The organism is Lacinutrix sp. Hel_I_90 (assembly GCF_000934685.1).
Taxonomy (GTDB): Bacteria; Bacteroidota; Bacteroidia; order Flavobacteriales; family Flavobacteriaceae; genus Lacinutrix.
Genome location: NZ_JYNQ01000001.1, coordinates 3,298,246 through 3,317,273 on the forward strand (window position 1 = coordinate 3,298,246; position 19,028 = coordinate 3,317,273).

General features: G+C 34.1%; 20 protein-coding genes. 8 read left to right on the forward strand and 12 right to left on the reverse strand.

Features of this window, described 5'->3' with window-relative positions:
• The first annotated feature begins 34 nt into the window (after window positions 1–34).
• Window positions 35–2,104: a hypothetical protein gene (locus GQ46_RS14605; protein WP_044403431.1), complete on the forward strand. Its 2,070-nt coding sequence runs from the start codon at window positions 35–37 to the stop codon at window positions 2,102–2,104.
• Window positions 2,105–2,179: 75 nt separating this feature from the next.
• Here GQ46_RS14605 and GQ46_RS17260 read toward each other — a convergent pair whose 3' ends face one another.
• The 10 genes from GQ46_RS17260 to GQ46_RS14655 all read right to left on the reverse strand — a co-directional run bounded on the left by GQ46_RS17260 (window position 2,180) and on the right by GQ46_RS14655 (window position 9,447).
• The gene (locus GQ46_RS17260; RefSeq protein WP_052503499.1) at window positions 2,180–4,060 is read right to left on the reverse strand and encodes a TlpA disulfide reductase family protein; all 1,881 of its coding nucleotides are present in this window, start codon (window positions 4,058–4,060) and stop codon (window positions 2,180–2,182) included.
• A gap of 60 nt (window positions 4,061–4,120) precedes the next feature.
• On the reverse strand, window positions 4,121–4,783 hold the full coding sequence (locus GQ46_RS14615) for a DUF1361 domain-containing protein (protein ID WP_044403433.1): 663 nt from the start codon (window positions 4,781–4,783) through the stop codon (window positions 4,121–4,123).
• Window positions 4,780–5,163, reverse strand: a complete 384-nt coding sequence (locus tag GQ46_RS14620) for a DUF2809 domain-containing protein (protein ID WP_044403435.1) — start codon at window positions 5,161–5,163, stop codon at window positions 4,780–4,782. The genes GQ46_RS14615 and GQ46_RS14620 overlap by 4 nt, the downstream gene beginning before the upstream one ends.
• A 3-nt stretch (window positions 5,164–5,166) precedes the next feature.
• Window positions 5,167–5,808: a vancomycin high temperature exclusion protein gene (locus tag GQ46_RS14625; protein ID WP_044403436.1), complete on the reverse strand. Its 642-nt coding sequence runs from the start codon at window positions 5,806–5,808 to the stop codon at window positions 5,167–5,169.
• The gene (locus tag GQ46_RS14630) at window positions 5,783–6,325 is read right to left on the reverse strand and encodes a Coq4 family protein (protein WP_082041771.1); all 543 of its coding nucleotides are present in this window, start codon (window positions 6,323–6,325) and stop codon (window positions 5,783–5,785) included. Before GQ46_RS14630 ends, GQ46_RS14625 begins: the two co-directional genes overlap by 26 nt.
• 3 nt (window positions 6,326–6,328) lie before the next feature.
• The gene (locus GQ46_RS14635; RefSeq protein WP_044403438.1) at window positions 6,329–6,694 is read right to left on the reverse strand and encodes a hypothetical protein; all 366 of its coding nucleotides are present in this window, start codon (window positions 6,692–6,694) and stop codon (window positions 6,329–6,331) included.
• Window positions 6,694–8,100 (reverse strand): DUF4173 domain-containing protein, encoded by a 1,407-nt coding sequence (locus tag GQ46_RS14640; RefSeq protein WP_044403442.1) that lies wholly within the window; start codon window positions 8,098–8,100, stop codon window positions 6,694–6,696. The genes GQ46_RS14635 and GQ46_RS14640 overlap by 1 nt, the downstream gene beginning before the upstream one ends.
• An 86-nt stretch (window positions 8,101–8,186) precedes the next feature.
• Window positions 8,187–8,480, reverse strand: a complete 294-nt coding sequence (locus GQ46_RS14645) for a transcriptional regulator (protein ID WP_044403444.1) — start codon at window positions 8,478–8,480, stop codon at window positions 8,187–8,189.
• Between the two features lie 29 nt (window positions 8,481–8,509).
• Window positions 8,510–8,842 carry a hypothetical protein gene (locus tag GQ46_RS14650; protein ID WP_044403446.1) on the reverse strand — a complete coding sequence of 111 codons (333 nt, stop codon included), beginning with the start codon at window positions 8,840–8,842 and terminating at the stop codon, window positions 8,510–8,512.
• Window positions 8,839–9,447 (reverse strand): hypothetical protein, encoded by a 609-nt coding sequence (locus tag GQ46_RS14655; protein WP_044403448.1) that lies wholly within the window; start codon window positions 9,445–9,447, stop codon window positions 8,839–8,841. Before GQ46_RS14655 ends, GQ46_RS14650 begins: the two co-directional genes overlap by 4 nt.
• 674 nt (window positions 9,448–10,121) lie before the next feature.
• Between GQ46_RS14655 and GQ46_RS14660 the strand changes: the two genes are divergently transcribed.
• The gene (locus GQ46_RS14660) at window positions 10,122–10,496 is read left to right on the forward strand and encodes a hypothetical protein (RefSeq protein ID WP_044403450.1); all 375 of its coding nucleotides are present in this window, start codon (window positions 10,122–10,124) and stop codon (window positions 10,494–10,496) included.
• Complete coding sequence (locus GQ46_RS14665) at window positions 10,493–10,840, forward strand: DUF1801 domain-containing protein (RefSeq protein ID WP_044403452.1); 348 nt, start codon at window positions 10,493–10,495, stop codon at window positions 10,838–10,840. The genes GQ46_RS14660 and GQ46_RS14665 overlap by 4 nt, the downstream gene beginning before the upstream one ends.
• A 255-nt stretch (window positions 10,841–11,095) precedes the next feature.
• Here GQ46_RS14665 and GQ46_RS14670 read toward each other — a convergent pair whose 3' ends face one another.
• On the reverse strand, window positions 11,096–11,332 hold the full coding sequence (locus GQ46_RS14670; RefSeq protein ID WP_044403454.1) for a CDGSH iron-sulfur domain-containing protein: 237 nt from the start codon (window positions 11,330–11,332) through the stop codon (window positions 11,096–11,098).
• A 2-nt stretch (window positions 11,333–11,334) separates the two neighbouring features.
• A complete protein-coding gene (gene kdsA, locus GQ46_RS14675; protein WP_044403456.1) occupies window positions 11,335–12,153 on the reverse strand; it encodes a 3-deoxy-8-phosphooctulonate synthase in 819 nt (272 codons plus the stop codon).
• A 542-nt stretch (window positions 12,154–12,695) separates the two neighbouring features.
• Here kdsA and typA point away from each other — a divergent pair.
• From typA to GQ46_RS14700, 5 genes are all read left to right on the forward strand, one after another.
• Window positions 12,696–14,495 carry a translational GTPase TypA gene (typA, locus tag GQ46_RS14680; protein ID WP_044403458.1) on the forward strand — a complete coding sequence of 600 codons (1,800 nt, stop codon included), beginning with the start codon at window positions 12,696–12,698 and terminating at the stop codon, window positions 14,493–14,495.
• A 225-nt stretch (window positions 14,496–14,720) separates the two neighbouring features.
• Window positions 14,721–14,969 carry a hypothetical protein gene (locus tag GQ46_RS14685; protein WP_044403460.1) on the forward strand — a complete coding sequence of 83 codons (249 nt, stop codon included), beginning with the start codon at window positions 14,721–14,723 and terminating at the stop codon, window positions 14,967–14,969.
• Window positions 14,970–15,413: 444 nt separating this feature from the next.
• Window positions 15,414–16,286, forward strand: a complete 873-nt coding sequence (locus GQ46_RS14690; RefSeq protein WP_231567360.1) for a GNAT family N-acetyltransferase — start codon at window positions 15,414–15,416, stop codon at window positions 16,284–16,286.
• Complete coding sequence (locus tag GQ46_RS14695) at window positions 16,283–17,383, forward strand: DegT/DnrJ/EryC1/StrS aminotransferase family protein (RefSeq protein WP_044403463.1); 1,101 nt, start codon at window positions 16,283–16,285, stop codon at window positions 17,381–17,383. The genes GQ46_RS14690 and GQ46_RS14695 overlap by 4 nt, the downstream gene beginning before the upstream one ends.
• 54 nt (window positions 17,384–17,437) lie before the next feature.
• Window positions 17,438–18,916 carry an oligosaccharide flippase family protein gene (locus GQ46_RS14700; protein ID WP_044403465.1) on the forward strand — a complete coding sequence of 493 codons (1,479 nt, stop codon included), beginning with the start codon at window positions 17,438–17,440 and terminating at the stop codon, window positions 18,914–18,916.
• Window positions 18,917–19,028: the final 112 nt, after the last annotated feature.

The window sequence follows — 19,028 nt, forward strand, 5'->3', positions numbered from 1 at the left end:
CGCATTTTTATAATATATAACCAAATCAAAACCTATGAAAGCAATAAAACATTTAATTGCATCACTACTTATAATGGCTTTAGTGGCCTGCGATAGTGATAATAATATCCCTGTTAATGAAAATACGAATAGCGGTGAAGAGAGCGCATTTTTAGAAAATTTTGGGAACGCCATACAGGCTCGTTTTATTGGCACAGTAGTGAACGAGGATAATGATCCTATTGCTGGTGTTACGATAACAATAGGTTCTGCTTTTGCAATCACAGATAGTAACGGTGTTTTTTCTATTACAGGAGCGACGGTCTATGAGAAGTTTGCTTATATCAAAGCACAGAAGTCTGGTTTTATAGACGGCTCCAGAGCCTTAGTGCCAACCAACGGTATTAATAAAGTAAAGATTATGCTCTTAGATAGTGCGCCCACAGCTGTAATTACAAGTGGTCAGGCAGAAACTGTAGCACTTCCCGGAGGAACAGAAGTTGATTTGCCAGCAGCATTTGAAACCGAATTTGGTTTTGTTTATCAGGGTGACGTGAGTGTAACAGTCAAGTTATTAAGTCCCGATGATGAAAAGATGTCATTGCAAATGCCAGGAGCGTTACTGGCTGAGAATACCGATGGTGATTTAAGAATACTGGAAACCTTAGGTATGATTGCTGTACTCCTTAAAGGTGAAAATGGAGAAAAATTAAATATAGCTTCTGGATCTACTGCTACCATTAGAATACCCGTAGCGAGCTCAATTACCAATCCACCAGCGACTATTCCACTATGGTTTTTTAATGAAGAATTTGGATACTGGCAGGAAGAAGGTGTTGGTACTTTAGAGGGGTCAAGTTTTGTTGCTGAAGTGACGCATTTCTCCTTTTGGAATTGGGATTTTCAGTACCCTTCAGTAAACGTCTGCATTACCCTTGAGGATGCCAATGGAAATGCAGTACCCAATACGGCTTTAGATTTGTATTCACCGGCGTTAAACGCTACAGGAATGTATGGTTATACTAATGGTAGTGGTGAAGCCTGTGGTTTGGTGCCTCAAGATGATACCTTAACTTTAATTGTGCCTGATTATGGATGTGTTGGTGAAGATTTTACGACGACAATAGGTCCCTTTTCTTCAGATGAAAATATAACGATTACGGTAACTAATACAAATGCTTTAACCACTAGTTTTATAGCGACAATAAATGATTGCGAAGGTAATGCGATGACAAATGGTTATTTGCAATTGGTTTATAATAATGAAGCACATACTTATCCTATTGATGGTGGAACGTTAAATTTAGCAATTGATTATTGTGCGGTAAACACGACCTATTCTGCTCAAGTTATTGATGTGGTAAATAGCCAGTCAACAATTGTTTTTAATGGAAACTTTAGCTCGCCAACCACAGACTTAAGCTCTCAAATGTCTTGCGTAGATTTAACAGATACAGACGGCGATGGTGTTTTAGATATTGATGAAGACCTAAATAATAATAATGATTTGGAAGATGATGATACCGATGGTGATTCCATACCTAATTATCAAGATGAAGACGATGACGGTGATGGTATAAATACAGCGGATGAAGATTATGATAATGATGGTAATCCAATGAATGATGATACAGATGGTGATACGATACCAGATTATTTAGATGATCTGGATAGCAGTGGTAATATGTTCGATTCGGGAATTTATGAAATAGGTTGTGATATGAGTTCATTTACCTATGACTTTTCAGTATACTATGAAAGCGGTAATTTCCCAAATTATACGTTTGCTTATTATGAAACTTTGGCTGATGCTCAAAACGAGACCAATGTGCTAATTATGCCATATACAACTGGTTTTTCACAAACAACAGCTTATGTTCGAGTGACCAGCATAAATACAAATCAGAATTTAATTGCATCGATTACCTTGTTAGGTTACGAAGATGGAGATCAAGATGGTTTGTTTGATTGTGAAGAAATTTCAGGCACCGATTTCTCTCAGTCAGCTTGTAGTCCATACGGTAATATTACAGATCCAAACAATGCAGACAGCGATGGGGATTCTGTTAACGATTGTGAGGAAGCCACTAACGGAACAAATCCTAACGATCCACTGGATTTTTAAAGGCATAGACCTTGTCATAAAAAAAAAGGAAAGCGATTCGCTTTCCTTTTTTTTCTTCTTAAGATTCTAATTGATTTATGGTTTCAACAACGTGATCATTAAGTCCATCTCTTCTTTAAGCTTATCGATTTGACCGCCAAAACCTACCGACTTAAATTTTATGCGTCCACTAGGACCAATAATAATTTTGGTAGGAATACCTGTAATACCATATTTGTCTGCCACCTGGTATTTGTCACTGTCTTTTATTTTATTATCAATTAAGACATGAAAATCGTATTTATTATCTTTTATAAACTGAGCGACATCCTTTTCTCTGTTATGACCATCTTCAAACGTATCTACAAATAATAATACGACGTTTTCATCTCCTTCATATTTTTCAACCACTTCTTGCATCCCAGGGAAAGAGGCTTTACAGGGACCACACCAGGTCGCCCAGAAATCTAAAATCACCGTCTTGCCTTTTAAAGAAGCTAAAGAAATAGTGTCCCCTTTTAAGTTTTTCAGTTCGAACTGTGGTGCTGCTTCATCAAGCATCTCTTTTTTAAGTTCAGCTAGTGCTTTATCGCGAGACCTTTGTTTTATGTCTGCAATAATGCTATCAAAATCATTAGCGTCTGGGTGGACTTGCGCATATGATTTTCTATAGAGTTCCGTCATTTTTTCAGTGCCATGCCCTTCGTTTAAAAAAGTATTGGCTTTAGCATTGGCTAATTTATACTGCTTATCTGCTACTAGAAATTCTACATAACGCTCGTTAATATCAGCATTATTACCATCACCAACCGCTAGTGCCTGATGGGTAATTGCTTCTTTAGTATTTCCTAACTTGTATTGAATTAAGGCATACGTATCGGCATACATTTTATAAGAACTTTCTAAGTTCTTTTTGTACTGCTTTTCAGAATAGTATTCAGGTTTCTTCTCTAAGTTATTTTGTTGCGCTTTCATTAAATCTAATGACGCTTTAGAAATTTGTGATGCCACCTCCAGGTTTTCTCCTTTTTCAGCTAATGGCCAGGCGACACTGTTATACATTCCTGCTTTATCACTAGGGCTTTCTATTTTGTCTGCAAACGCTCTAAAGGCTTCCATATCGCCGGCTTTAAAATGCTGAGAAGCTATATTACTAGCCGCATAAGATAAAGAAGGTGCCATATCAAAGTTAGCGTGAAGTTCATTAAAAACTGCTTCTTTTTTTTCTAAGGTTTCGGCATCATAAAATTTATTCATTAAAATCTGTTTCTTAATCTTTCCTTTTGGATATTGAGCAACCGCGATAGCAGCGATGGAATCTGCAAGCTTGCTTTTTCTAGTCATTAAATAGATGCTATGTAATTGATTATAGTCTTCTTCATTTAGCGCTTCTTTGCCTGTAATTTCAATGATCATATCGTCGGCAACGGCCTCCCCCTTTTCTCTGTCATTTCTTAATAATACATTTAAATACATGTCTTTCCATTGTTCTCTCACTTCAGGATCACTATTCACTTCTTCCATAAGCGTAGTAATGAAAACATCAGAATCGGCTTCTAGTTCGTATTGTTCTCCATATCTCATTTTATAATATTCTAAAGAGGACTGACTTCCAGCTATTGGTTTTCCTTCTTGGTCCTGTACCGCAAATAGATACCCTTTTTTATCATTGTTTAAATAGTCACCATCTACTTTAAAGTTAAAAGCAACCGCAGCTATAGAATCTGGAATAACGATAGTGGCTGTTTTATCTTCAAAATTTAAGTCTACAGGATAGGCTTTATAACCTTTTAAAAGATAGTAAAACGCCTCCATATCTTCGTTATTACCAGTGTAGGTAATGGTAATAGGTTCGTTATGCACTAAGGTTTCTTGCGACATTTCAAAATCACCTAAAATTAATGGTTTTTCTTTTTCTTCTGTTTTGCAGGAAAAAATACAGGCCATAAGAAGTAAGCCAATTAGCGTGTGTTTCATTTTTAATTGTTTTGATTGGTAAGTTTTAAATTTAAGAAAACAATATTAAATGAACCAAAATTATTGTTTTTTTAATGTTAAGTGTTTGAAAATAAAATGCCCTAAGCTTAAAAACAAGCCGAATAAAATAGTGAATAACCACGCTTTACTATTTACTTTTGGCTGTAAAAGGATCCCGAGAATATCAATCCCCAACGGTTTGGGATTACTTAATAATTCCCATGAATTATAACGTAAATACCGCCCAATGTAAATACCGAAAGCCGATAAGAAACAGAGGAGCATCACTATTATTTTTTCCTGTTTTATATTGTAATGTTTCTTAATGATTTTCAGCATTTTGTTTAAAGAACAATAAAACAAGGCGATCCCTGTCATTGCGAATGTTATAATGACTAAAGTGTCTAGCCAGATAAGATGCGGTGTGCTTCTTTTTAAATGGTATAAATCTGTAATAATGTACGGCGCATTGGGTAAAAATAATCGCCAAACGATAAAAGCAAACACTTGTCCTGCTTTTCGCAGGTCTTTCTTTTCTGAAAGATACATCGTAATGGCATAGGGGATACTGGCTAAAAAGACATTCCAGACTAAAAAAAGGAAATAGCCGGTTTTAGTGAGGACTATTCTGGTAGATAGCAAAAAGAAACTAAATAACAAAAGACCGAGTAGGACCAGATTCTGTTGTTGATTTTTTGAAAGGATACATTTTATAGTCTTCATTTTTGGCGTGTTTTTGATTTTTTTAAATCGATAAAAGCAATGCAAATGATGCCTAAAGTATAGGCGACTAAATCTGGAATACTAAAAGACGTACCAAGTATTAAGCCTGCCAGTGTATTTCCGCGTAGATTTAAATAGGTTAAAATATTATATAGCTGAAGAAACTCTATGGTATAAGCAATAAACAGCACCGAGAGTGCGGTGTAGATTATTTTGAGATCTAAAAAGCTTTTTATAAAACAGTAGAGGAGTATAACGACTAAAAAGTCGCCAACAGTGTGCCTTATAAAACCCGTTTTTAGTAGTAAAGCAATAGCGATTTCTACTAATAATAAGGTGTAGAAGGCTGCGAAAAAGTAGGGTTGGAATTTGTAGTTCATTTGTTATTCTATTTTTATTTTCTCTCCTAAAAATTTGGGCTTTATATTAAAATAAACATCAAATACGGCTTTAGTTTTTGCTAGCTGTTCTCGTAAATTTGTTTTTAGACTATAGCGACCGCGAAGTTCTTTCGCATTAAAACCAATGGCTTCAATCGAATGCTGCCGTGCTAAATAAATGGCGCGCTCATTGTGGAATTTTTGAGAAATAATGATAAGATGAGTTAAGCCAAAAATTTCTTTTGCTCTAACGATAGAGTCTAAGGTTCTAAATCCAGCATAATCCAGAAAGATCTTATTTTCAGGTATGCCTTTTTTGATGAGGTCTTCTTTAAAGGTAGAAGGTTCATCGTATAATGTATTCCCGTTATCTCCGCTAACTAAAATAAATTCAATTTTATTCGCTTTAAATAAAGCCACAGTGGCATCCACTCTATATTTGTAATACAGGTTTATGCTCCCGTTTGATAGGGTTTTTATGGTTCCTAATACGAGTCCGACTTTATGTTTCGGAATGTCATTAACAGAGTCATACGTTCTACCTTTTGAAGCCTCTTTTATTAGTAAATGTGATGTTAATATTATGATGAGTACTAATAGTGCTGGTCTGAGACTAATTCTAAATATTTGTTTTAAGTATTTCATTATTTTTTAGTGTTTCTTGGATAGTTTTAGCTTGCTCATAGCATGAAATGGTGTGATTTAAAAAGAGACACGCTCTGAAATCTTGAAGAGAAACTTTTAATAATTTTTTAAAATTTAGGTGATGAAAACTATTGGCAGTCTTTCCAATATGATAGGAGTTTAAATAGTACTTTATATAGTCTGGTAAAATAAGAGTCCCTAGAAGTATGGCACCGTATAGGTACAGACTTCTTTTTCCGTTTCCAAAACTTAAAAATTGTAAAGCTATTTCGTCTTCGACTTTTGTTCCATAACCGGTTAGAACATGATACGCGTCATGGCGTTCTACTTTGGGGATTAACTCAAAATTGTTTTCATCTAAAAACAAGCCTAAATGTTTACCAAAGGAACCTTTTGGATAAGTAAGCAATTCTTTTTTATAGATCCCCCAAGGGGCATGACTTTTAAAAATGTATGTGTATAGCTCCTTTGAAATCTCGAATAACCAAGTGATTAATTTTTTTCTAAGTCTTCTCATAGATTATTCTTTTGAAAACCACATCCAGGAATGCGACGTTGTTATAAATGCTGAAGCGAAAAAGCCTATGACAAATAATTCAAAATTGCTGGCTATAATAGCAAGCATACTTCCGCAAAAAGAGACAATAGCATAATAGGGAAAATAGGTCTTGAAAATATATGAATTGGTTCTTGTATCGTTACTTATAATCCAATAAAAGGGATAAATAGTAATTAAGATAGTAACCAAACAACTTAAAAATATGGGGAGTAGTGACAAGAATATGTATACTAAAATAGCGCCATCTCCAACGTACTTGTAGATTATGAGCCAAAAAAAAGTAGTCGCTATAAGCGTACTTCTAATGATGTTTTTTATAATAGTCATTAGTGCGTGTTCGTTTTTAAATGTAAGTCCTCTTTGAAATTTATAAGCGTGAATTCCTGCCAGTTTCGGGCCTCAATGGCTTCAGTATAGTTTTTAAATTTTGTATTTATTCGAGTTTCAATAACTGTAGACAGTTTAGAGTGGCTTGCGTGTTCTTTTAATATAATAGCATTGCTGTTAGAGAGATTTATGAGGTAATCCATGTCTAGTAGTACTGCATGATTGATGTTGAAGTTTGTAATGGTTTTATCCCAATTAACAGCGCTACATACTACTATCATAGCAAATGCTAGTTGTGTATTTATTCTAAATAAATACCACAAGTTTTTAATAGAAAAAACTTTGTAGAAAGTAGTTATTAAGCCAACAAGCGTGAGTACTAAATAAACAAGGACTCCAATCCTTTTATAAGTAAACCCAAAAGAAGTACTATAGTCTAAGTTTTTTATTGCGATTAATGCTACAAGAATGACATTAAGCAGGATCCATACATAGGTCAGACTTTTAATCATTTTATTCTTTTTGTAGAAATTTAAATCCCCTCTAAAAAAGAGGATAATAGTTATAATCGCGACAAGTATCGAAGCAATTAGAGCATTTATACCATTGTGTAACTGTATGGATAGATGTGCAGCAGTTGTTGTATTTGCTGCACTTAATAAATAACTTAGGTCAGTAATAATATAAAAGACAATGAGAATATTAAGTAAAGTGAGTAACACCGTTCCTAATTGTGATTCCTTATTTAGTTTTTCTTCTGAACTATTTTCGGATGGAACTAAATTATTTTTAGTATTTAAGTCGGTTTGAGTTGCAGGTTCAATGGTAACTGGTTGAATGAGATTATTGAATAAATAAAAACCTAAAACGGTTAATAGGATCCAATGTAAATTGATGAAACTAAAATCTATTTTTTCTATAATTTCACTAAAAATGGGATTTCCATTTTTATAGAGTAGAATAAATGTAATGCTAAAAATTAGGGGAATACCAATGAGTTTTACCCAATGTAATACATCAATCTCTTTTTTTACTATCACCTGCTCTTTGTGTTCGTTAGGTTCTAAACGTCTATGAAAGTAACCGGCTACTGCCGTATAAATACCGTTTAACCACTGTATATAAATGGAGGTTTTATAAGAAGAAGTCGCACCTATTAAAGTGAAGAAAGAAATACAATTGGCAATTATTGCTAGAGAAGAACTGTTTATAAAAACGGCGATAGCGGTTATAAGATAAGTAGCGACAAAAAGCAGTGTTTTTGTTTGACTAATGGTGGATTTGTTTTGCCACCATAATATTAAGATTGTTATAATGCTAAAGAGAGATAGATTTAAACCAATCTGTTGCTGATAAAACAGTGTGCTAAAACTTAGCGATGCGATGATAAGGAGTAAGTGTTTCATAGTTGACTGTAAAGTACTTTGAATTTCAAAGTAAATAGTTAAAAAAATTTTGATGTTCTTTTTGTGAGGTCCCCGCAGGAGGGACATTAGTGTTTATGTATTAATTTTTCGAGCGCATTAATGTGTTTTTTAAATTCGGCCTTGCCTAATGGTGTTGTGCTATATCTTGTGTTGGGTTTTTTACCAATAAATTGTTTTTCAATTTTAATGTATTCTGCTTTTTCAAGTGCTTTAGTATGGCTTGCCAAATTACCATCTGTTGCCCCAAGAAGTTCCTTGAGCATATTAAAATCGGCATACTCATTCACCATTAAAACAGACATTATGCCTAATCTAATGCGGTGGTCAAATAGTTTATTTATGTTTGTTATGATGCTCATACTTTTCCGGCGTAAGCAGGACTATTTTGCTATTTATTAGTATTCTTATAAAAAATGGCAGTCTCATTGGTGCGCTTGATTTTTCTAAAAAGAAAGGCGATACCAAAGACAAACAAACCAATAATTAAGGATACAGGAATGAGTACTAGGGCGCCTTGTTTAGTCGTTTTTCGTTTTGCTTGTTGCTTGGCAATACTGCTGGATTGTTTGTTTATTTCTGTATTATCAATTAATCCGTTTTTATCTAAATCGAAAACAGCAACCGCTTCTTGAAACTGTTTATTAGAATAATAGGTGTAAGCTAAACCGCCAGTATACACCAAGAGCGTTGCTATTATAGCTATTTTTAAAACTGTTCTCATTTTACATCATATTTAAAATGCATGATTGCACCATAGATTATATGCATGACGCCAAAACCTAAGACCCAAAGCCAAAAGCCATAACCTGGTAACCATGCAGCAATTAAACCTAATACAATTTCTGTAAAACCCAAATAACGAATATCTCCAATACTGTACTTCGCGGCGTTTACTAAAGCCAAGCCATAAAAGATAAGCATTAAAGCACCGGTTTGTCCGTATTTTTGTTGTCCTAAAATGGTAAGAATATAAAAACCACCCACAGCCAAAGGAATTAAAAAATTAAGGATTAACCGCTTGGAGGAACTGTCCCAAATTTTCTCACCATTTTTTTTCGCTTTTTTCGTTGTAAGGTAAATACCAGTGAGTGCGCTCAAAGCAGCAACAGCCAATAAGATGGCGGCACAACTATAAAAAATATTTCCATCTAAAATTAAATAACCCCTAGCCGATGACGTTACAATATAGTAGGCTGCGGCTGCACCAATTAAGGCATAAACGCCAGCTAAGATACCAGATAAACCACTCAACGAAATAAAGCGGGACGACTTATTCATTAAATTTTTAATCTCGCTGATGTCTTTTAGATAATCTTTTGTGCTCATAATAAAAGTACTTTGAACTACAAAGTAAAACTAAATTATTGAGTTGTACAAGTTAAATGTTTTATAATTTAGTGAAACCCTATTTTTAAAAGACGCAGTCGCATTTAAAATAGCTGGTTGAACTAATTCCGTTGCAAAACGGAATCTGTATCAGGTTCTATGATTTTTATAAAACCCTATTTTTAAAAGACGCAGTCGTATTTAAAATAGCTGGTTGAACTAATTCCGTTGCAAAACGGAATCTGTATCAGGTTCTGTTATTTTTATGAAACCCTATTTTTAAAAGACGCAGTCGTATTTAAAATAGCTGGTTGAACTAATTCCGTTGCAAAACGGAATCTGTACCAGGTTTTGTGTTTTTTATAAAACCCTATTTTTAAAAGACGCAGTCGTATTTAAAATAGCTGGTTGAACTAATTCCGTTGTAAAACGGAATCAGTACCAGGTTTTGTGATTTTCATGAAACCCTATTTTGAAAAGATACAGTTACATTCAAATGTGCTCGTTGAACTCAGCGAGTTGTTATAGCGAAATGTAATTAGTTTTTCGCAATACATTCGAACTACCGACTGATTGTTGATTCGTTATCCTTTTTAGCAACTTTAGTGTATTAGCATGTGGTATCGAAAACTAATTTTTGATTAAATTTATAAAATAACCAAAGACAAAAAAATATGATTGTTACGCTATTAACCCTGGCCAACCTTGCTGGCGGATTATTACTAGGTTTAGCAACACTAGATAAGTGGGATAAGGGACGTGGTTTTTTTTATAAGATAGCTGCTGTTTTGCCTCCTTTTCAAACCGTTATTGGTGGTGCATTAGTCGTTTTAGGTATGATACGATTATTAGGATACGGCGTGTGGCTCGCCAATATCGTGAGCATTCTGGGTGGTATTTTGTTCTTAACGCATGTTCTGGGCAAAGCACCAGCTTTTGGAGATGCACTACTTAAATTATCACACAGGTTAATGCTTTTTAAAGCCACTATAGGCATTGCTTTAATTGTGATTGGGTTAAACCTTGTTTTAATGACAATTAATCTATGAACCCAGCGGAAGAATACATACTTAAACAACCAGAACCCTACCGTTCTATTTTAATGCATTTACAAGTTCTTATAGAGCAAACGATTCCTGAAATAGAATTAAAGTATAAATGGCAGCTTCCCTTTTACTATTATAAAGGAAAACCCTTTTGTTATTTTAATGCCAGTCATAAAAAAGAATTTGTAGATGTTGGTTTCGTAAAAGGAACATTAATAAAAAAACATCAAGAGTATCAAATTACCGAAAAACGCAAAAAGATGATGTCGTTGCGTTATCAATCGCTTGAAATGATAGCGGATCTGGTTTTAATTGACGTATTGAATGATGCCGTTAGATTATATTAATGACGCGGGACCGATTTTAAAATAGAATAAATAATTGCAAATAAAAAGGCTGGCAGTAATATAGAGAAGGCTATAGCTAAAGACTTCCCTGTTTATGACACACCAGCCGTATAATAATTGTTATCGTAACGTGTCTTTAAAACTAATTTTTTTTTCGGGTATTCATTGAGTAGAAAGATATAGCCAATACAATAATAGAGGCGTCTACTCATAATATCTATTCATGGTGCCTAAAAACACGATTAATCATCGTAGCTATTTATGAGAGCCATCACAATAAGGTGGGTTCTTGGTCATTTTGCAGGTGCATAAAAAAGCAGTTTTGTTTTCTGCAATGGAAAAAATCATTGGTGGCGTAGCGCTTTCGGTTTTATGCTTTCCGTTACAAAACGGCTGATTTTCGCTATGTCCACAGGTACACCAAGCGTAGTTTTTATTCGCTTCTAATTCACATGGAACAGGTGCATCACCACCTTTTATATTGTTGTTCATTTTTATAAACTGTTTATGGTTTTTCTAATGGCAACTAAGTTAGTCAATAAACCTTCTAAATTATCTAAATGCAACATATTAGCACCATCACTTTTTGCATTAGCGGGGTCAAAGTGCGTTTCTATAAACAAGCCATCTACATTATTTACAATTCCAGCTCTGGCAATAGTCTCAATCATATCTGGTCTGCCACCAGTCACACCAGCACTTTGATTAGGCTGTTGTAAAGAGTGTGTAACGTCTAACACTGTTGGCGCATATGCTCTCATGGTTGGAATACCACGGAAATCGACAATCATATCCTGATAGCCAAACATGGTACCACGGTCTGTAATCCAAGCTTTATCACTACCAGCATCTTTTACTTTTTGAACCGCGTGTTTCATTGCTTCCGGACTCATAAACTGTCCTTTCTTTAAATTAACGACTTTTCCTGTTTTTGCTGCGGCCACTACTAAATCGGTTTGGCGTACTAAGAATGCAGGAATTTGTAACACATCTACATAGTGCGCAGCTAAAGCAGCATCGCTGGTTTCATGGATGTCTGTCACCGTAGGAACATCAAATTTCTCTGATACTTTGGCTAATATTTCTAATGCTTTCTCATTACCAATACCCGTAAAACTATCAATACGACTGCGGTTTGCTTTTTTAAAACTCCCTTTAAAGATATAAGGAATTTCTAGCTTAGTAGTAATTTCCAGCACACGCTCGGCAATACGAAAGGCCATTTCCTCGCCTTCAATAGCACAGGGTCCGCATAAAAGGAAGAAATTATTACTGTTGGTATGTTTTATTTTAGGAATGTCTTGCAATTTCATAAGTCGTAGTCTTAATTTAAGTTGTAAAGATAATTGATGCTGCATTTATTTTAGGCTTTTTTGTGCTGAATTTAGGGTGTTAGCTATTTTAAATGGAATAGGTGGCGCTAGGTTTGCCCTCTGACGGGTAAAGCATGAAGTGCTACCTTTGAAAAAGTAATGACTGCGACCATAATGAAATTCTTATTAGCACGCGTATTAAGCTGAAAGGAGGAGTTTTTTTTAGTAATAATCGGAAGGGGTTATGAAAAAGAGTATAGTAACTTTTAAAGTTATGAACCGCTATTCTAAAACCAAAACACAAATGAGATTCCTAAAAATTAGCTTGCCATGCATTAGCGATAGTAGCGGCATCCTTTTTTGTGTGCGCTTAGGCACAAAAAAGATATAGCGGATAGCGCGACCTTTTGTAGACCAGTGACTTAGCTTGTTTTTTGCACTGAATTTGAAGGGCTACAAAAGGAAATGCCCAAAAAAAACTTAAAACATTAAAAATCAATAAAAAATCAGTACCTTTGCACGCTTAAAATAAGGCACACATTATGGCTAATATTAAAAATATCGCAATTATTGCGCACGTAGATCACGGGAAAACGACTTTGGTAGATAAGATTATGTACCACTGCCAACTGTTTCGTGATAATGAAAACACTGGGGATTTAATTCTTGATAATAACGATTTAGAGCGTGAGCGTGGTATTACCATTACCTCTAAAAACGTGTCGGTTGTATACAAAGACACAAAAATTAATATTATTGACACACCTGGTCACGCCGATTTTGGTGGTGAAGTAGAGCGTGTTTTAAATATGGCTGATGGCGTTGTATTATTAGTAGATGCTTTTGAAGGCCCAATGCCTCAAACGCGTTTTGTATTACAAAAAGCGATTGACTTAGGATTAAAACCTTGTGTGGTTATTAATAAAGTCGATAAAGAAAACTGTACGCCTGATGAAGTACATGAAAAGGTATTCGATTTAATGTTCGAATTAGGTGCAGAAGAATGGCAATTAGACTTTCCAACGGTTTACGGTTCGGCTAAGAATAATTGGATGAGTGATGATTGGAAAAATGAAACCAACAATATCGAACCATTATTAGATATGGTTATTGAGCATGTGCCTACGCCTGTTTTTAAGGAAGGTACTACGCAAATGTTGATTACTTCTTTAGATTTCTCTTCTTTTACTGGTCGTATCGCGATTGGTCGTGTACAAAGAGGAAATATTGTAGAAGGACAACAGATTTCTTTAGTAAAAAGAGATGGTACGGTTACAAAAAGTAGAATAAAAGAAGTCTTTATATTCGAAGGTTTAGGACGTAAGAAAGTACAAAGCGTTCAAACTGGTGATATTTGTGCCGTGGTAGGTGTAGAAGGTTTTGAGATTGGAGATACCATTTGTGATTTAGAAAATCCAGAAGGCTTGAAAGCGATTGCAATAGATGAACCTACAATGAGTATGTTATTTACGATTAACGATTCGCCTTTCTTTGGAAAAGACGGAAAGTTTGTAACGTCTCGTCATATTAAAGACCGTTTAGAAAGAGAATTAGAAAAAAACTTAGCCCTTCGTTTAGGTGAAACGGGGAGTGCAGATAAGTTTATGGTTTTTGGTCGTGGAGTATTACACTTATCGGTTTTAATTGAAACGATGCGTCGTGAAGGCTATGAATTACAAATTGGACAACCACAAGTAATCATTAAAGAAATTGATGGTGTAAAATGTGAGCCAATTGAAGAACTAACTATTGATCTTCCAGAAAGTGTGTCTGGTAGAGCTGTAGAATTTGTAACCATGCGTAAAGGGGAAATGCTAAGTATGGAAGCCAAAGGCGAACGTATGATTTGCGAATTCATGATTCCTTCTCGTGGTATTATTGGTTTACGTAACCAATTATTAACGGCAACTGCTGGTGAAGCCATTATGGCACACCGATTTAAAGAATACCAACCTATAAAAGGTGCTATTCCAGGGCGTATTTCTGGATCTTTAGTGTCTATGGAAAACGGAACAGCGATTCCTTATTCTATTGATAAATTACAAGATAGAGGGAAGTTCTTTGTTGAGCCAGGAGAGAGTATTTACGAAGGTCAAGTGATTGGTGAGAACTCTCGTCAAGACGATATGGCTGTGAATATTACAAAAGCTAAGAAGCAAAGTAATGTACGTTCTTCAGGAGCAGATGATAAAGCGAAAATTGTACCAGCAATTAAATTCTCTTTAGAAGAAGCTTTAGAATACATTCAAAAAGATGAGTATGTTGAAGTAACACCAAATCACTTACGTTTACGTAAAATCTGGTTAACTGAAACAGATCGTAAAAGAAATAAGATTGCCTAAAAGCAAATAGAAATTATAATGTTTTGAAAAGAGAAATACTGCAAAGTATTTCTCTTTTTTATGACCTAAAGATAAAATAGCACTCCTACTTTAGGTCAAGCCAACCAAGTTTGGTTATATAAAATCCTCCTTATTTTTGCTATAGGAAGGCCTAAAAAGGAGTGGGTAACTAAAAGCAAGTTTTACGTTTAATTAAAGAAATTCCCGATTTAGTGGGAGATACATATGGAACTATTTGGAATTACAGTAACAGAATATGTGGGGTATTTAGCCTCAATAATGGTCTTGCTATCGTTCACTATGAAAGATGTGAAAAAACTAAGAATAGTTAATATGATTGGTTGTTTACTTTTTGTAGCTTATGGTTTTTTAATGCCAACGATTAGAATTGGTTTGCCCATTATCATTACTAATATTGCTATTTTTTGTGTCAATTTTTACTTTTCCTTTATTAAGAAAACACCAGTAAATTAGTCTTAATTTACTAGTCCGAGAACGCTAAAGAATAAGCTAAATAAAACCATTTGTGTAGCAAGTTGAATACGTAAAACAGCGGGAAAGCTAAGGTGTAAAATAACATGCAGACTCAAAGGTTTAAAACTCAAGTCTTGCCAAGTGGTAAAAGCTTGAAAGCGAAATAAGACAAAAAAGCAGAACGAGTAACTCCCGATAGCGCTTAATTTTTGTTGTAATGCTTATTTAATCAGTTTTGCATATCTTTTTTTTCGATTTTAAATATGGAATATTGCACTTAAAGTCTTGGGAGAATTAACAAATATTGTATTTTGCTCTTTATAACCGTAACCAATAAAGACTGCTATTTTTTCAATTAAAAAATATACTGATAATCATAAGAAGCTTTGGGACGATTTTGTTTTAAAAGCTAAAAATGCTACGTTTTTATTTCAGCGTGACTTTATGGCGTATCATGGTGATAGATTTGAGGATTATTCACTACTAATTTTCAAAGAGGACAAACTCATCGCTGTATTACCGGCTAATAAAGAAGGTGCGCTATTACATTCACATCAAGGGCTTACGTATGGAGGACTAGTTACTAGTGAAAAAATTAAACTTTATGAGACCGCACAGGTCTTAAAGCAAATAATGATTTTTCTTGCTTCAATAGATATAACACATATAAATATTAAATTATCTCCCGCATTTTACCACATAAAACCTAGTGATGAAATGCGTTTTTTATTGCATCATTTAGAGGCAAAAAAATACCGCTGTGACGCTCTAAGTGTTATCGATTTAAATGAAAAACTTTTATTTTCTAAAGACAGAATTGCCGGTGTAAAAAGGGGTGAAAAAAATGGTTTAATGGTGAAGGAAGTTAACGAGTTTACTAATTTCTGGGACCGTATTTTACTTCCAAACCTAAAATTAAAACACCAAGCAAAGCCTACACACTCACTAAAAGAAATCACACGACTTAAGGAGCGATTTCCCAAACAAATAAGGCAATTCAATGTTTATAAAGAGAACAACCTAGTGGCAGGAACAACTATTTTCGAAATGCAAAATGTGGCACATTCCCAATATATTTCTGGAGATGCTAATAAAAACACCTTAGGTAGTTTAGACTTTTTACATGAGCATTTAATAACAAATGTATTTAAAGATAAACGTTATTTTGATTTTAGTACCTCTCATGAAAATCAAGGTCAGCATATAAACGACGGATTACTATATTGGAAAGAAGGATTTGGAGCCCGTACGCTAACTATGGATTTTTATTCCTTGCCTGTTGCTAATCATGATGATATAGACCGCATTTTTATATGATAAATTTTCTAGATTTACATAAAATTAATAAACGCTTTGAAGATGAGTTTCAAAAACAGTTTGCGCTGTTTCTAAACTCAGGTTCTTATATATTAGGAACACAAGTTTTAAATTTTGAAAAGGATTTTGCAGAGTATTGTGGTACAAAATATTGCGTAGGCGTAAGTAATGGCCTAGATGCTTTAATGTTGATTTTTGAAGCCTATAAAATTCTTGGAGATATAAAAGAAGGTGACGAAGTTATTTTGCCTGCCAATACCTACATTGCAACCATATTGGCTGTTGTGAATTCTGGTTTGAAACCCATTTTTGTTGAGCCAAATGCACAAACTTTTAATATTGAACCAGAAGAAATAATTAAAAACATTTCTAATAATACAAAGGCAATATTAGGGGTGCATTTATATGGGCAACTTTACGATGTGGCCGAGTTAGAAGAAATTGCGAAGTCTTATAATTTACTATTGATTGAAGATGCCGCTCAGGCTCAAGGCGCAGTTTATAAAGATGGGCGTAAATCTGGAAATGTTTCTAATGCCGGTGCTTTTAGTTTTTATCCTACTAAAAATTTAGGTGCCTTAGGGGATGCAGGTGCGGTTACAACAAATAACAACAGTCTCTTTGAAATTATTAGTAAGCTTAAAAATTATGGACGTGTTTCTACATATGAGACTGATTACAAAGGGTATAATTGTAGGTTAGATGAAATACAGGCTGCATTTTTAAGTGTAAAATTAAAGCATCTTGATTCTGATAATCTTAAGCGACAGGAGATCGCTACTTTTTATCTGAATGCCATAAAAAATTCAAAAATAAAATTGCCTTTTTTTTCAGAAGCACAGGACCATGTCTTTCATCAATTTATAATCGAGGTAGAGCATAGAGAAGCGTTTATGGCATACATGAAAGCTAATAATATTGAAGTTTCAATTCATTATCCTAGAGCACCTCACAAACAGAAAGCATTGCGTGAATACAAAACAAAAGTATTACCTATTACTGAAAGAATTCATGATGTAGTAGTTAGTTTACCAATAAATCCTATTTTGACACAGCAGGAGATCACTATAATAGCAGAAGTCATAAACAAGTATTAATAGATCAAAACGTAGGTGTTTTAAGCATAAAATCTTTAATGTTTATTTTCTTGAATGGATAATAGTCAGAAATCATACGGACAAATATTAAAAGCAACCTCTTTATTTGGTGGTGTACAAGTTATAAGTATACTGGCGGGAGTGTTACGTTCAAAGTTTGCGGCCGTATTTATTGGAGTTGCAGGAATTGGTCTTTTAGGGATATTAAATTCTACTTTAAATTTAATTGTAGGCGTTTCAAAATTAGGTTTGGATGCAAGTTCAATAAAAGAAATTGCTTTCATTAATAAATCAAGTGACCTTAAAGCCGTTTCTAAAACGGTGTATGTGTTAAAACGCTTATTATGGCTTACAGGCCTTATAGGAACCTTATTAACAATGGCTTTATCCCCAGTTTTAAGTGAAATCGCATTCGATTCTAAAGACTATACATTCTCCTTTATTTGGATTTCAATTGCTGTGCTTTTTAAACAATTAACTTATGGTGAGTTAGCCATTTTACAAGGGTTAAGGCTATTAAGAAAACTGGCGCTAGTTAATTTATATGGTAGTTTGATTTCTGTGGTTATCGCTGTACCCTTGTATTATTTTTTTGGTATCGACGGTATCGTTCCTACAATTATTTTAAGTGCCTTTTTTGGGTATATTATTGCTAGATACTTCTCTGTTTTGTTTGCAAATGAAGGGTATAGTCTCTCATTAAAACAGATGCTTTCTGAAGGAAAACCCATGCTTAAATTAGGGGTGACATTAAGTATTTCAAGTTTAATAACCTTATTAGTAGCGTATATAATTCAGTTGTATATTACAAATACAGGAGGCTTAACTGAGGTTGGATATTATAATGCTGGAATTATTATTATTAATTCTTATATAGGGATCATTTTTCAGTCTATGAGTAAAGATTATTTCCCGAGGTTATCCGAGGTTGTTGATGATAACAATAAAGTAAGAGAAACCGTGACACAGCAGGCTACCATTGCAGTTTTATTAGTGACTCCAGTCGTTATTGTCTTTTTAGTATTTTCGAAATATGTGATAAAAATACTGTATTCGGCTGCTTTTTTACCAACAGCCCTTTTTTTGAATTTTGCCATCATGGGCATACTATTTAAAGCAGTTTCTTGGTCAATGGGTTATGTTATTATTGCTAACGGCGATTCTAAAATTTTTATTAAGACAGCGATAGCTTTTAATTGTTTATTATTAGCAATTAATATGCTGGGGTATTCTAGTTATGGTTTAGAAGGTTTAGGGATGAGTTTTGTTGTTTATTATTTTATTCATTTAATTGTGATAGGCATAATAATGAAAAAATACTACGATTTTGTTTTCCCTAAGACGTCTCAAAAAACATTTTTTTTATGTTTACTAATGATTTTTATAACTTTCGGAATTACCTATATTGAGCTTGAAGTGTTTAAAATAGTTTTATTAACATTGGCTGTTATAGCTTCTATTTCATTTACATTATATAAATTAAACAAAGTAGCAGATTTAAAAACCATACTAAAGACTAAATTTAGAAAGTGAAAAAGCTTTACAGATTACTGGTAACACTATTGAGTAGCCTTAGGTTTTTTTTATCAATTAATTGGTATAAAACGCTACGCTTAAATTTTAAGAAGTTACCCTTTCATCAAGC

Bases quoted from the DNA above. Each gene is read 5' to 3' on its own strand.
- GQ46_RS14650 (WP_044403446.1), bottom strand. From the start codon at position 8,842: ATGAGAACAGTTTTAAAAATAGCTATAATAGCAACGCTCTTGGTGTAT.
- typA (WP_044403458.1), top strand. From the start codon at position 12,696: ATGGCTAATATTAAAAATATCGCAATTATTGCGCACGTAGATCACGGG.
- GQ46_RS14645 (WP_044403444.1), bottom strand. From the start codon at position 8,480: ATGAGCATCATAACAAACATAAATAAACTATTTGACCACCGCATTAGA.
- GQ46_RS14655 (WP_044403448.1), bottom strand. From the start codon at position 9,447: ATGAGCACAAAAGATTATCTAAAAGACATCAGCGAGATTAAAAATTTA.
- GQ46_RS14670 (WP_044403454.1), bottom strand. From the start codon at position 11,332: ATGAACAACAATATAAAAGGTGGTGATGCACCTGTTCCATGTGAATTA.
- GQ46_RS14695 (WP_044403463.1), top strand. From the start codon at position 16,283: ATGATAAATTTTCTAGATTTACATAAAATTAATAAACGCTTTGAAGAT.
- kdsA (WP_044403456.1), bottom strand. From the start codon at position 12,153: ATGAAATTGCAAGACATTCCTAAAATAAAACATACCAACAGTAATAAT.
- GQ46_RS14605 (WP_044403431.1), top strand. From the start codon at position 35: ATGAAAGCAATAAAACATTTAATTGCATCACTACTTATAATGGCTTTA.
- GQ46_RS14690 (WP_231567360.1), top strand. From the start codon at position 15,414: ATGGCGTATCATGGTGATAGATTTGAGGATTATTCACTACTAATTTTC.
- GQ46_RS17260 (WP_052503499.1), bottom strand. From the start codon at position 4,060: ATGAAACACACGCTAATTGGCTTACTTCTTATGGCCTGTATTTTTTCC.
- GQ46_RS14640 (WP_044403442.1), bottom strand. From the start codon at position 8,100: ATGAAACACTTACTCCTTATCATCGCATCGCTAAGTTTTAGCACACTG.
- GQ46_RS14620 (WP_044403435.1), bottom strand. From the start codon at position 5,163: ATGAACTACAAATTCCAACCCTACTTTTTCGCAGCCTTCTACACCTTA.
- GQ46_RS14700 (WP_044403465.1), top strand. From the start codon at position 17,438: ATGGATAATAGTCAGAAATCATACGGACAAATATTAAAAGCAACCTCT.
- GQ46_RS14665 (WP_044403452.1), top strand. From the start codon at position 10,493: ATGAACCCAGCGGAAGAATACATACTTAAACAACCAGAACCCTACCGT.
- GQ46_RS14635 (WP_044403438.1), bottom strand. From the start codon at position 6,694: ATGACTATTATAAAAAACATCATTAGAAGTACGCTTATAGCGACTACT.
- GQ46_RS14625 (WP_044403436.1), bottom strand. From the start codon at position 5,808: ATGAAATACTTAAAACAAATATTTAGAATTAGTCTCAGACCAGCACTA.
- GQ46_RS14615 (WP_044403433.1), bottom strand. From the start codon at position 4,783: ATGAAGACTATAAAATGTATCCTTTCAAAAAATCAACAACAGAATCTG.
- GQ46_RS14630 (WP_082041771.1), bottom strand. From the start codon at position 6,325: ATGAGAAGACTTAGAAAAAAATTAATCACTTGGTTATTCGAGATTTCA.
- GQ46_RS14685 (WP_044403460.1), top strand. From the start codon at position 14,721: ATGGAACTATTTGGAATTACAGTAACAGAATATGTGGGGTATTTAGCC.
- GQ46_RS14660 (WP_044403450.1), top strand. From the start codon at position 10,122: ATGATTGTTACGCTATTAACCCTGGCCAACCTTGCTGGCGGATTATTA.